This is a genomic window from Geodermatophilus sp. SYSU D00708 (genome assembly GCF_054050115.1).
This window is the reverse complement of the sequence record NZ_JBJGYS010000025.1, coordinates 27,594-40,190: the sequence shown is the minus strand read 5'-3', so window position 1 is coordinate 40,190 and position 12,597 is coordinate 27,594. Positions and strand designations below refer to the sequence as shown.

General features: G+C 74.9%; 12 protein-coding genes. 5 read left to right on the top strand and 7 right to left on the bottom strand.

The annotated features are described in order from the left end of the window. Positions 1-172: 172 nt before the first annotated feature. From ACI79D_RS19080 to ilvA, 6 genes are all read right to left on the bottom strand, one after another. The gene (locus ACI79D_RS19080) at positions 173-1,216 is read right to left on the bottom strand and encodes a cytochrome d ubiquinol oxidase subunit II (protein ID WP_456920049.1); all 1,044 of its coding nucleotides are present in this window, start codon (positions 1,214-1,216) and stop codon (positions 173-175) included. Continuing rightward, positions 1,213-2,598, bottom strand: coding sequence for a cytochrome ubiquinol oxidase subunit I (locus ACI79D_RS19075; RefSeq protein WP_456920048.1), 1,386 nt, complete (start codon positions 2,596-2,598; stop codon positions 1,213-1,215). Before ACI79D_RS19075 ends, ACI79D_RS19080 begins: the two co-directional genes overlap by 4 nt. A 134-nt stretch (positions 2,599-2,732) precedes the next feature. Continuing rightward, complete coding sequence (locus tag ACI79D_RS19070) at positions 2,733-3,542, bottom strand: glycerophosphodiester phosphodiesterase (RefSeq protein ID WP_456920047.1); 810 nt, start codon at positions 3,540-3,542, stop codon at positions 2,733-2,735. 479 nt (positions 3,543-4,021) lie between these two features. Continuing rightward, positions 4,022-4,990, bottom strand: coding sequence for an ABC transporter substrate-binding protein (locus ACI79D_RS19065; protein ID WP_456920046.1), 969 nt, complete (start codon positions 4,988-4,990; stop codon positions 4,022-4,024). Between the two features lie 43 nt (positions 4,991-5,033). Then, positions 5,034-5,741, bottom strand: a complete 708-nt coding sequence (locus ACI79D_RS19060; RefSeq protein WP_456920045.1) for a class II aldolase/adducin family protein — start codon at positions 5,739-5,741, stop codon at positions 5,034-5,036. Between the two features lie 138 nt (positions 5,742-5,879). Beyond that, the gene (gene ilvA, locus ACI79D_RS19055; protein WP_456920044.1) at positions 5,880-7,193 is read right to left on the bottom strand and encodes a threonine ammonia-lyase IlvA; all 1,314 of its coding nucleotides are present in this window, start codon (positions 7,191-7,193) and stop codon (positions 5,880-5,882) included. 89 nt (positions 7,194-7,282) lie between these two features. Here ilvA and ACI79D_RS19050 point away from each other — a divergent pair, with 89 nt between their 5' ends. Then, positions 7,283-7,825, top strand: a complete 543-nt coding sequence (locus ACI79D_RS19050; protein ID WP_456920043.1) for an NAD(P)H-dependent oxidoreductase — start codon at positions 7,283-7,285, stop codon at positions 7,823-7,825. A 44-nt stretch (positions 7,826-7,869) separates the two neighbouring features. On the opposite strand, the gene ACI79D_RS19045 is transcribed toward ACI79D_RS19050, so the two are convergent. Continuing rightward, positions 7,870-8,610: an IclR family transcriptional regulator gene (locus ACI79D_RS19045; protein ID WP_456920042.1), complete on the bottom strand. Its 741-nt coding sequence runs from the start codon at positions 8,608-8,610 to the stop codon at positions 7,870-7,872. A 114-nt stretch (positions 8,611-8,724) separates the two neighbouring features. On the opposite strand from ACI79D_RS19045, the gene ACI79D_RS19040 reads away from it, so the two are divergent. From ACI79D_RS19040 to ACI79D_RS19025, 4 genes are all read left to right on the top strand, one after another. Continuing rightward, positions 8,725-9,873, top strand: a complete 1,149-nt coding sequence (locus tag ACI79D_RS19040) for a cupin domain-containing protein (RefSeq protein WP_456920041.1) — start codon at positions 8,725-8,727, stop codon at positions 9,871-9,873. After that, positions 9,870-10,724 (top strand): fumarylacetoacetate hydrolase family protein, encoded by an 855-nt coding sequence (locus ACI79D_RS19035; RefSeq protein ID WP_456920040.1) that lies wholly within the window; start codon positions 9,870-9,872, stop codon positions 10,722-10,724. Before ACI79D_RS19040 ends, ACI79D_RS19035 begins: the two co-directional genes overlap by 4 nt. Beyond that, entirely contained in the window at positions 10,724-11,962 is a 1,239-nt protein-coding gene (locus ACI79D_RS19030; RefSeq protein WP_456920039.1) for an FAD-dependent oxidoreductase, read from the top strand. Before ACI79D_RS19035 ends, ACI79D_RS19030 begins: the two co-directional genes overlap by 1 nt. 149 nt (positions 11,963-12,111) lie before the next feature. After that, on the top strand, positions 12,112-12,597 hold the full coding sequence (locus tag ACI79D_RS19025) for a DUF1707 SHOCT-like domain-containing protein (protein WP_456920038.1): 486 nt from the start codon (positions 12,112-12,114) through the stop codon (positions 12,595-12,597).

The following is a 12,597-nucleotide window of genomic DNA, read 5'->3' as shown; positions in this document are numbered from 1 at the left end:
GGTCCATGAGGTGGTGCCGCGCGGTAGGGCCCCCGGTACACCATCGCCCGCATCGGGCCTCCCCCTCGCCGAGCCGTCCGGACGGCCGGGGTCTGCCCCGGACGGGCAGGGGCGGAAACCCCGCGTCCGCCCGGAGACCCCGCGTCCGCTGCGGAGGACCGGGGACCCGGCGTCAGGAGGCGCCGGACCGCACGGCCGGCGCCCGCCCGGCCTCGCCGCCGCGGCGCTCGGAGTGCTGGAAGAGCCAGTACAGGTAGACCAGCGCCGGCAGGAGGACCAGCGAGCCCGCGACCAGCGCGACGAGCATCGCGACCAGCGTCGCCCGGCCGGTGGCGGCCTGTTCGATGGTGAGGTCCGGGACCAGGACGTAGGGGTACTGGGCGACCGCCCAGCCGCACATGATCGCCGCCACGGCGACTCCCGAGGCCGCCCGCGCGGGCACGTACCGCCGCGTCCAGAGCAACAGCAGCGCGGCCAGGCCGGCGACCACCGACAGCAGCACCACGGGCAGCGCCCGACCGATGAGGCCCTCGAACAGCTGCGGCGCGTCGGCGCGGAGGACGAACAGGCCGGCGATGCCGACGGCGCCGGTGACCGCCGCCGTCCCCAGGGCACGGGTGCGGAACTGGGCGACCAGGTCGTCGGCGCCCTCCCGCCGGGCGTCCGCGCAGAGGAACACCGCGGCGAGGTACGCGCAGACCAGCACGGCGAGGACCCCGCCGAGCACGGACGTCGGGTTCAGCCAGCTGGTGACCACGTTCCCGGCCGCGATGCCGGGCGGGACCCGGCCGGAGGCGACCCCACCCACCACGGCACCCAGGAAGAACGGGGTGAGCAGCGACGACAGCGCGAACCCGGCACCGAGGAACCGGCGCATGCCCAGGGTGCTGATGCTCTTGCGGAAGGCGAACGCCGCCCCCCGGGCGATCATCCCGAAGGCGGCGAGGGTGAGCGGGACGTAGAGGGTGGTCACCACGGCGGCGAACGCCCCGGAGAACGCCGTCCACAGGACGACGAGGACGAAGATCAGCCAGACGTGGTTGGCCTCCCACACCGGGGCGATCGACCGCTCGATGAGCTCGCGCTGGCGGGCGCCGTGGCGGGTCCCGCCGGCCAGCAGGTCCCAGATGCCGGCGCCGAAGTCCGCGCCGCCGAAGAGCCCGTAGGCGACCAGCCCGACGAACATGACGCTGAGCACCACGTCGGCCAGGGTCATCGGACCGCCACCTCGCCGCTGTGCGGATCGGGTGGCCGGGCACCCACCTCCTGCGGCGCGGGGGTGTCGGCGCTGAGCGCCAACCGCCGCAGCACGTACACGGTGAGGGCGGTCAGCGCGAGGTAGACGACCACCACCGCGTAGAAGCCGAGGTACAGCCCGGGGGCTGGGCTGACCGCGTCGGCGGTGCGCAGGATGCCGTAGACGACCCACGGCTGGCGGCCCACCTCGGTGGTGACCCATCCCGCCTCCAGCGCGACGACCGCCGCGACGCCGGAGACCGCGACCGCCCGCAGGAACCACGGGGTGTCCGGGATCCGGCGGCGCCGCCACCACACCCAGCCGAACCAGAGGGCCAGCAGCAGCAGCGCGGACCCGAGGCCGACCATCGTGTCGAAGGCCAGGTGCACGACGTTGACCGGCGGCCGCTCGTCGGGCGGGAACTCCGCCAGGCCGGGAACGACCCCGTCGGGGTCGCGGTGCACCAGCAGCGACAGACCGTTCGGGATCTCCAGGCCCCAGCGCATCCGGTCGTCGGAGAACCAGCCGCCGATGGTGAGCGGGGCGCCGGCGGTGGTCTCGTAGAGCCCCTCCATGGCGGCGAGCTTGGCGGGCTGGTTCTCGGCCACGGTCGCGGCGATCCAGTCACCGACGACGAGCTGCACGGGAGCGGCCACGGCGCCCATCGCCAGCGGTACGAGCAGCCCCAGCCGGTGCCGCCGGTCGCAGCGGCCGCGGAGCATGCCCACGGCGTAGACCGACGCCACGGTGAAGCCGGTGACCATGTACGCGGCCAGCAGCATGTGCACGACCTGCGGCCAGGTCGAGGGGCCGAACATGGCCGCCCAGGGCTCGGCGTCGATCACCCGCCCCTGCGCGTCGAGCCGGAACCCGGTCGGGTTGTTCATCCAGGCGTTCGCCGCGACGACGAAGAACGCCCCGGCCATGCCCGAGACGATCATCGGCAGCGCGCTGAGCATGTGCGCCCGCGGGGACAGCCGGTTCCAGCCGAACAGGTAGACGCCGACGAAGATGGCCTCGATGAAGAAGGCGAACCCCTCGAGCACGAAGGGGAAGCCGTAGACCTCCCCGAAGCGGTCCATCAGGCCGGGCCAGAGGATGCCCATCTCGAAGGAGAGCAGCGTCCCGGACACCGCCCCCGCGGCGAACAGCACGCCCATCGCCTTCGACCAGGTGTGCGCCAGGCCGAGCAGCACCTCGTCGCGGCGCCGGTGGCCGCGCCACTCCACGAACACCGTGAGCAGCGGGAAGGCGATCCCGAAGCAGGAGAAGATGATGTGCCAGCCCAGTGACAGCGCCATCTGCATCCGCGCGGGGTAGAGGTTCTCCACCGCGTCGGCGAGCACGTCGACAGCGTCCACGCGGGTCTCCGCTCGAGCCGGGTGGCAGCAGCATGGGCCGGGCCGCGAGCGCCCGCAACGGCGCGCGGCGCGACCGCGCTGGGCCGACCGCGCTGGGCCGACCGCGCTGGGCCGACCGCGCTGGGCCGACCGCGCTATGCCGACCGCGCGTCCGGGCGCGCCCGGGCGGACCGGCGGACGTCGGCGCGGAGCACGTCGGCGCTGAGCACGTCGAGGGCGCCGGGCACCGCGTCCACGACGACCGCGTCGACGCCGGCCGCCACGAGTGCGCGCGCCGGCGCGACCGCCGGGCACCAGACCATGAGCCGGCGCCGGGCCCCGTGCACGTACTCCACCGCGCGCTCCACCGCGGTGGGGTCGACCGCACCGCCGCCCGGGTCCCCGCCCAGGGACCCCACGTGCAGCCCCAGGACGTCGACGTCCATGTGCGCGCACCCGGCGACCGCCGGCCCGAGCGGGAACGAGCGCCAGGTCAGCCAGGCCAGTGGGACCCGCGGTGCCACCGCGCGCAGCCGGGCCAGGGCGGCGGGGTCGAACGAGGAGACGACGAGGCTGCGCCGGTCGGCCGCGGCGGCCACGACCGGCCCGAGCAGCCCCGCGGTGGTGCGGGCCGGCTCCCGGAGGCCGTCCTCGATGCAGGACTTGAGGTCCAGGTCCAGCCCCACCCCCGCGGGCAGCCCGTCCAGCAGCGCCTGCAGCCGCAGGGTCCCGCGCCGGTCGGCCTCGGCCGCCGGGACGTCGGCCAGCCGGGTGCCGTCCGGGTAGGCCTCGTCGTGCTCGACGACGAGGACGTCGTCCCGGGTACGGCGGACGTCGGCCTCCACCCAGGCCATCCCGAGCGCGGCCGCGGACGCGAACGACGCCAGCGTGTTCTCGCGGAGCCCCGACACGACGCCGCACCCGAGGCCCCGGTGGCCGATGACGACCGGGCCGTCGGAGAACACCGCGCTCCGGCCCGGCGGCCATCCCCACGGCGGCCGGCCCGCGCGTGCGGGGCCTCCTGGTCCTCGGTTCGACGGACGCGTCATGAGCGTCGCCTCCGCTCGTCGCCCCTCCAGTCTGGTCGACGAACGGCGCCGATGGCAGGGACCGCGACACGCCACCGGGACTCGGTCCGCTCGTCAGGCGGAACGCCGGTCCGGCACGTACGGTGTGGCCGCCGCCACACTCCGTTCACCGGAGGTGCCGGCGCGCACCCACCGGCAACGACGCCCGAGGAGCCCTCTCGATGACCCCGTGCGACCACGGCAACCACACCTTCTGCACCGGCGAGTGCGGCTGCAACTGTCACGACGGCGACTGCGACTGAGGAAGGACCCCGTCCTCCTCACCACTCGCACGCTCGGGGCGAGCGTGGAGACGCAGAGGGGCGGCGCCGGGCACTCGCCCGGCGCCGCCCCTCTCGTCCGGCGGGACGTGCCGCTCAGGGGAGCAACTGGTCCAGGTCGGGCTCCTTCGAGAGGGTCCCGTACTCGGTCGCCTTCTGCCCGAGCAGCGCCATCGCCTCCTCGCTGAACTCCGTGCGGAAGGTCGGGATGACGATCCGCTCGAGCACGGCGGGGTCGATCTCGGTGTAGGTGCCGGTGATCCGGCGGACCTCGTCCGGGTTCTGCTGCGAGAACTCCAGCGACTTGTCCATGGCCCGCTGGAAGGCCGCGACCAGCTCCGGGTCCTCCTGCATCAGCTGCTGCGAGGTGAACACGCAGGAGATGTCGAGCTCCGGGTGGAAGTCGGAGAAGTTGTAGGAGAGCACCCGGGCACCGGCGTCCACCGCCTCGGTGAGGAACGGGTCGAGGATCCAGGCGGCGTCGACCTGGCCGCTCTGCAGCGCGGCCGGGGCGTCGGGGAACGGGATCTCGACGAACTGGACCGCCTGCGGGTCACCGCCGGCGTCCTCGACGACGGCCCGGATGGTCGTGTCGCCGATGTTGTTCAGCGTGTTCACCGAGACCGTCGTGCCGCCCAGGTCGGCCATCGACTGGATCGGCGAGTCCGCCGGGACCACCACGGCGCCGAAGTCGGGGTTGCCGGCGGTGGAGTTCGCGTTCGTGATGCAGGTGAGGGGCAGGCCCTGGTCGACGGCGATCATCGTCGAGAGCACGTTGCCGCGGCCGAACTGGTAGTCACCGGAGACCACGCTGGGGACGACGACCGCCCCGCCCGAGGCGCTCTCGATGGTCAGGTCGATCCCCTCCTCCTCGAAGAACCCCTGGTCGACGCCGAGGTAGAGCGGCGCTGAGTCGACGATCGGCTGGGTGCCGATGGTGACGGGGGTCAGGCCGCCGTCGGCTCCCCCTCCCCCGCCGCCGGCGTCGTCGGAGCCGCCACAGGCGGCGAGGGTGAGCAGTGCGGCGGCACCGGCGGCGACGGCGCGCGCCCTGGCTGCGATCACGGTCGAACTCCTTCGTGCGACGGGGGACGGGGGTGCGGCGAGGTCACCGGACGCGGTCGCGCCAGAAGCCCCAGGCGCGGGCGATCTGCGGGGTGATGGTGGCCACGGTGGCGGCGGCCTCCTCGTCGGTGAGGTACGTCGGCTCCCCCAGGCGCAGGGCCTCGGCCTGGACGCCGGCGTTCACTTCGGTGTAGACGGCCCGGTAGACGGCCTCCGGCAGCGTCGCGCCCACCGCGGTGGACCCGTGGCCGCGCATGAGCACCACCGAGGCCGGCCCCAGGGACGCCGCCAGGGTGGCACCGGACCCGGCGTCGCGGATCAGGAGGTCCGACGCCGGCCCGAGGGTGTCCCGGGCCTCGAAGACGGGGACCTCCGGCGCGAGGAAGCCGGCCATGTGCAGGACCGGCCGCAGCGGCGTCGTGGACACCCCGAACGGGATGACCGCCGGCGAGTGGCTGTGCACGACGGCGGAGACGTCGGGGCGGGCCCGGTAGATCTCGGCGTGGATCCACAGCTCGAGGTAGGAGGGCCGCGGGTCGTCCGTCGTCCCGTCGAGGGTGATCCGCTGGACGTCGTCGGGCTGCACCAGCCCCGGGGCGAGGTTGCGCGACAGCAGGAACGCGCCGGGGTCGTCGGCGCACCGGACGCTGACGTGCCCGAAGCCGTCGAGGATGCGCTGGTCGACGAGGATCTGGTTCGCCTCGGCCAGTGCCCTCCGCTGGTCCTCGGCCTGCTCGCCCTGATCCGGCACGTGCCCTCCCTGCTCCTCGTCGCGGTACCGAGCGGATCGTGACCCACGGCACGTCGTTTTCCGCAGCGGATTCTGCAGGCCAGAATGCGGCCGCCGGGCGCCGCCCTCGACGAGCCGACCGGCGGCCCGACCCCGGGCTCAGACCAGGAATCGGTAGGCGGTCGTCCCCGGGGCGACGTGCTGGATGCGCAGCGGGCTGGCCTCGATCCGGCGCAGCAGGGCGGGGAAGTCCGCGGCGCTGCCCAGCTCGATGCCGGTCAGCGCCGCGCCGGTCTCCCGGTTGTCCCGCTTGACGTACTCGAACAGCACGATGTCGTCGTCCGGGCCGAGGACCTCGTCGAGGAACCGCCGCAGCGCCCCCGGCTCCTGCGGGAACTCGATGAGGAAGTAGTGCTTGAGCCCGCGGTGCACCAGCGACCGCTCGACGACCTCCGCGTAGCGGCTCACGTCGTTGTTGCCGCCGGAGAGCAGGCAGACCACCGTCTGCCCCGGCTCGACCGTCACCAGCCCGCCGGCCAGCGCGGCCGTGGCCAGCGCACCGGCGGGCTCGGCGATGACGCCGTCGACCTGGTAGAGGTCGAGCATCTCGGTGCAGATCTGCCCCTCGGCCACCGCCACCAGCTCCGTGCCGGAGTCGCGGACCAGCGGGAAGGTCACGTCGCCGACCCGGCGGACGGCGGCACCGTCGACGAAGGTGTCCATGTCCGCCAGCTCGACCGGTTGGCCCGCGGCCAGCGCGGCGGCCATGCTCGCCGCACCGGCCGGCTCGACACCCACCACCCGGGTGGCAGGGTGGTGCGCCCGCAGCCAGGTCGCGCAACCGGCCAGCAGTCCCCCACCGCCGACCGGGAGGACGACGACGTCCGGCGGCTGCGGCAACTGCTCGAGGACCTCCGCCGCCACCGTCGCCTGCCCCACGACGGTCGGCAGCGCGTCGAACGCCGGCACCAGGGTGGCCCCGCCCGCGCGGGCGGCGGCGAGCGCGGCGGCGGCCGCCTCGTCGTAGGAGTCGCCGGTCACGACCAGCTCCACCACGTCCCCGCCGAGTGCGGTGATGCGGTCCCGCTTCTGCCGCGGCGTCGTGCCGGGGACGAACACCTTGCCGCGCACCCCCAGGGCCCGGCAGGCGTACGCCACCCCCTGCCCGTGGTTGCCGGCGCTGGCGCAGACCACGCCGGCCGCCCGCGCGGCCTCGTCGAGCTGGCTGATCGTGTTGTACGCGCCGCGGACCTTGTAGGAGCGGCCGACCTGCAGGTCCTCGCGCTTGAGCCACACGTCGGCGCCGGTCGCGGCCGACAGCCGGGCGTTGCGCTGCAGCGGGGTGCGCTCGGCCACGCCCACCAGCCGCCGCGCGGCCGCCCGGACCTCGGCGGGGAAGCCGTCGGCGGGGACCGCCGGGGACGTCGGCGGAGCATCGACGCGGAGTGCCGGACCGGGGGTCGCAGAGGTCACGGGACCATCCTGACGAGCGCTGCGCGCCGCCCTAGCCTCGGGAGGGCAGGGCCGTGCCACCGGGCACCGCCCCCTGACCTGGAGGCGCGATGACGACGATCGTCGGACTGGCAGGCGGGCCCGAGACCGGAGGCCGGACCAGCACCGCGATCGCGGCCGTCCTCGCCGGGGCGGAGGAGTCCGGCGCCCGGGTGTCCGCCCTCGAGCTCAGCGCCGTGACGCAGGACGAGGTGGTCGCCGCGGTCGAGGCCGCCGACGCCGTCGTCGTCGGCAGCCCGGTGTACCGGGCCACCTACAGCGCCCTGCTGAAGGGCGTCCTCGAGCGCCTCGAGCGCGGCAAGTGGGGCGAGACGACCGCGCCGCTGCAGGGCAAGGCCGCCGCGGTCGTGCTCACCGGCGCCAGCGGCTCCCACTTCCTCGCCGTCAACGACCTGCGCGACGTGCTCGCCGGCTTCTTCGCCGTCCAGGTGCTGGCGCCGGGGCTGTACCTCGACCACGGCGGGTACGTCGACCGCACCACGCTCACCGAGGACAGCGCCGCGCTGGCGGCCGCGCACGGGGCGGCGCTGCACGACCTCACCGTCGCCGTCCGGTCCTCGCCGGCGCTCGGCGCGCTGCGGCCGCAGGTCTGACCGCCGCCGCGGGCCGGTGACCCGCGGGACCGGGTCAGGTCAGGTCAGGTCAGGGCGAGGTCGCGGGCCACCGCCGCGGCGGTCGAGGCCAGCGCGGAGCTCCAGACCGGCAGCCGGTCGCGGGAGTAGCGGGCCGTCGGCACGGCCAGGGACAGCGCGGCGCGGGCGGCACCGGCGGGGTCGGGCACCGCGACACCGATCGCCGTCAGCCCGGTCTCGGTCTCCTGGTCGTTGACCGCGAAGCCGCGCCGCCGGATCGTGCGCAGCTCCCGCTCCAGCCGCGCGGACGACGCCTCGTCGAGCCCGGCCACGGCGGCGGCGAGCTGCTCGCGGCCGAGGGTGGCCAGCGCCGCCTTGCCCCCGGAGCTCTGGTGCGCCGGGAGCGTGCGACCGGTGCGGTCGCCGACCCGCAGGACCTGGTCGCACTCCACGGTCGCGACGAAGCGCACCTCCGTGCCGGCCAGGACCATCACGTTGGCCGTCTCCCCCAGCGCGTCGACCAGCCGCCGCAGGTGCGGCACCGCGACCTCGCGCAGCCGGGCGGCGGGCTCCTGCGGCACGGGACCGCTGCGCAGCACGGGCCCGGCCCCGTACCGGCGGTCGGGCAGCTGCTCGGCGAAGTCGCGGTAGACGAGCATCCCGAGCAGCCGGTGCGCCGTCGACACCGAGACCCCCAGGCGCTCGGCGGCGTCGGTCACCCGCATCGCTCCCTCCTGCTGCAGGAGGGTGGCCAGGAGCAGGGCCGAGTCGACCGACGCGATCGCGTACGCAGGGCGGTTCTTCACAACAGAAAACGGTATCCCCTGCTGCGGAAAATCGGGACGCTTGGAGCACGCGGACCACCGGGGAGGGCGACGTCCCCCCGACTCGACCACCGCCGCACGGGAGGTACCCCTGTCATGACGCAGCAACTCGCCTCGCCGGTCTCGCTGACCGCCGTCGACTCCCCCGACCAGCCGACGCCGACGCCGGAGCTGGAGGAGCTGTACCGCGGCTTCGAGCAGGAGCTGCTCGTCCCGCTGTGGACCGAGATCGGCGACCTCATGCCGGTGCACCCGCGGTCGCGGGCCGTGCCGCACGTGTGGCGGTGGCAGAACCTGCTGCAGCTGGCCGACCGCGCCGGCTCGCTGGTCCCGGTCGGGCGCGGCGGCGAGCGGCGGGCCATCGCCCTGGCCAACCCGGCGCTGGGCGGCAAGCCCTACGCCACCCCGACGCTGTGGGCGGCCATCCAGTACCTCATGCCCGGCGAGGACGCCCCCGAGCACCGGCACACCCAGCACGCGTTCCGCTTCGTCGTCGAGGGCGAGGGCGTGTGGACCGTGGTCGGCCGCGACCCGGTGCCGATGAACCGCGGCGACTTCCTGCCGCAGGCCGGCTGGAACTGGCACGCCCACCACAACGCCGCGAGCCGGCCGATGGCCTGGATCGACGGGCTGGACATCCCCTTCCAGTACAACTCCGAGTCGCAGTTCTTCGAGTTCGGCCGCGACCGGATCAGCGACGAGGAGAAGACGACGCCGGAGCGGTCGCGGTCGCAGCGGCTGTGGGGACACCCCGGCCTGCGCCCGGTGTCCGCGCCCGGCGCCACGCCCGGCACGCCGCTGCTCAACTACCGGTGGGCCGACACCGACGCGGCGCTCACCGACCAGCTCGAGCTGGAGGCCGAGGGCGCGCCCGGCGTGGTCGAGCCCGGCCACGCCGCGGTCCGCTACACCAACCCGACCACCGGCGGCGACGTGCTGCCGACCATCCGCGCCGAGGTGCACCGCGTCCGCAGCGGCACCGAGACCGCGCCCCGGCGCGAGGCCGGCTCCTCGGTGTTCCAGGTCTTCGACGGCACGGGCACGGTGACCGTGGGCGAGGCCTCCTGGCGGGTGGAGCGCGGCGACCTGGTCGTCGTCCCCTCGTGGCAGCCGCTGTCGGTGCGCTCCGAGGCCGGCCCGAGCGACTCCGACTCCGGCGCGCTGGACCTGTTCCGGTTCAGCGACACCCCGATCTTCGAGGCCCTGCACCTCGACCGCGTCCACGTGGAGGACACGACCCGATGAAGCTGGCCACCATCCGCACCCTCGACGGCGCGACCCGCGCGGTCCGGGTGGACGACGACCGCCTCGTCGACCTCGGGGCCGACGACCTGGGCGCGTTCCTCGCCGACCCGGGCTGGGCGGAGCGGGCCGCCGCCGCGTCCGGGGAGGTGTCCCACTCCCGGGGCGCGGCCTTCGCGCCGGTCGTCCCGCGGCCGGGCAAGGTCGTCTGCGTCGGGCTCAACTACCGCAGCCACATCCTCGAGATGGGCCGGGACCTGCCCGAGTACCCGACGCTGTTCTCCAAGTTCGCCGACACCCTCGTCGGGGCCAACGACGACATCGTCAAGCCGCCGGAGACCACCGAGTTCGACTGGGAGTGCGAGCTGGCCGTGGTCATCGGCGCGCCGGTCCGCCGGGCCACCGGAGCGCAGGCCGAGGCGGCGATCGCCGGGTTCACGGTGCTCAACGACGTGACCTGCCGCGACTGGCAGTTCCGCACCCGCGAGTGGCTGCAGGGCAAGAACTGGGAGGCGACCACCCCGCTGGGCCCCTACCTGGTCACGCCGGACGAGCTGCCCGGCGGCGTCCGCCCGAAGCTGGAGATCAGCACGCGGATCGACGGCGAGACGGTCCAGGAGGACACCACCGGCGACCTGCTGTTCGACCCGGTCGCGCTGGTCGAGTACGTGTCCACGATCGCCACCCTGCGGCCGGGCGACGTCATCGCCACCGGGACACCCGGCGGCGTCGGCCACGCGCGCAAGCCGGCCCGCTACCTGGAGGTCGGGCAGCGCCTGACCACGGAGATCAGCGGCCTGGGGCGGTGCGAGAACACGATCGTCGCCGACCCGGTGGCCCTCGAGGGGATCTGATGAGCACCACTCCCGACGTCCTGGTCGTCGGCGGCGGCATCGGCGGGCTGGCCAACGCCCTGGCGCTGTCCCGCAGGGGGCTGCGGGTGCGCGTCCTCGAGCGCGCGTCGGAGTTCGGCGAGGTCGGCGCCGGCCTGCAGATCGCCCCCAACTGCACCCGCATCCTCGAGTCCTGGGGGCTGCTCGACGAGGTGCTCTCCCTCGGCGTGCAGCCGGAGAACCTGGTCATGAGGGACGCCGTCGACGGCTCGGTGCTCACCCGCCTCGACCTGGCCGACGCCCGGCAGCGGTACGGCTCCCCGTACGTCGTCATCCACCGCAGCGACCTGCACGGCACGCTGCTGCGGGCCTGCCGCGCCGCCGGCGTGGACCTGGTCAACGACGTGCAGGTGACCGGCTACGAGCACGTGGACGGCGGCGTCACGGTGGTCTCCGCCGGCGGCCGGGAGACCGCGCCCGTCGTCCTCGCCGCCGACGGCCTGTACTCCGTGGCCCGCAGGCTGATCAGCGACGACCAGCCGGTCAGCTCCGCCTACGTCGCCTACCGCGGCGCGATCCCCGCCGAGCAGGTCGCGGAGGCCGACGTCTCGATGAGCGACGTCGTGCTCTACGTCGGCCCGCACTGCCACTTCGTGCAGTACCCGCTGCGCCGGGGCGAGATGTTCAACCAGGTGGCGGTGTTCCGGTCGCCGAAGGCGCTGGCCGGCGAGGAGGACTGGGGCACCCCCGACGAGCTGGACGCCGCCTTCGCCGGCGCCTGCGACCAGGTGCGGGCCGGCCTGCCGCTGATGTGGCGCGACCGGTGGTGGCGGATGTACGACCGCGACCCGATCCCGCATTGGGTCCAGGGCCGGCTGGCGCTGACCGGGGACGCCGCCCACCCGCCGCTGCAGTACCTCGCGCAGGGTGCGGTGATGGCGATCGAGGACGCCTGGGTGCTGTCCGAGCACGTCGGCGCGCAGCTGGCGGAGGGGCGGCTGGACTGGGACGTCGCGCTCGCCGCCTACGACGCGGTGCGGCCCGAGCACTGCCGGCGGGTGCTGACCACCGCCCGCGCCTGGGGCGAGCTGTGGCACCTCACCGGTGCGGAGCGGGAGGACCGCAACCACCTCCTGCGGGAGCGCGACGTCCACGACTACGGCTTCGTGGACTGGCTCTACGGGCCCACGGCGCTGACCCCCGAACAGGAGCCGCCGATGTTCACCCCGCAGCCGCTGTCCGCGCCGGTCGGCGCCTGACCGCACGGCACGAGGCCCCTGCCCGGCACACCCGCCGGGCAGGGGCCTCGCGCCGTTTCCGGACCGGCGTGCGCCGGGACCCGCCCGCACCCCCCGGTGCGGGTGCACCCTGGGCCCCTCTCCACGTCGCGCCACCGGGAGGAGCAGCCATGCCACCCCTGATCGACCTGGACACCGCGGCCCAGGCCCCGCCGCGGATGCGCGCCTCGGACGCCGACCGCCTGGCCACCGTCACGCAGCTGCAGGACGCCGTGGCCCGCGGCCTGCTGACGCCCGACGAGGGCAGCGAGCGGATGGCCGACGCGTTCGCCGCCGTCCACCGGGACGACCTCGGCCCGCTCACCGAGGACCTCCCGCCGGCGCCCGCCCCCCGCACGGCGCCGGGCTGGCGGTCGCTCGGGACGCTCGCCGGGGAGCAGGTGCGGGCCTCGCTGACCTCCTCGGTCACCGGCCGGCTGCGGGCGGCGCGGGTGGCGGTGGTGCTCGTCGTCGCCGCCCTGTTCCTCCTCTTCGTCGGGGCCCTGAGTGGGGCCGCGATGTCGGACGACGGCAGCGGCGGGGGCGGCGGCTGGAGCGAGGACTGGGGCCACCACGGCGGCTGGGACGACGAGGACGACGACTGGGACGACGACTGA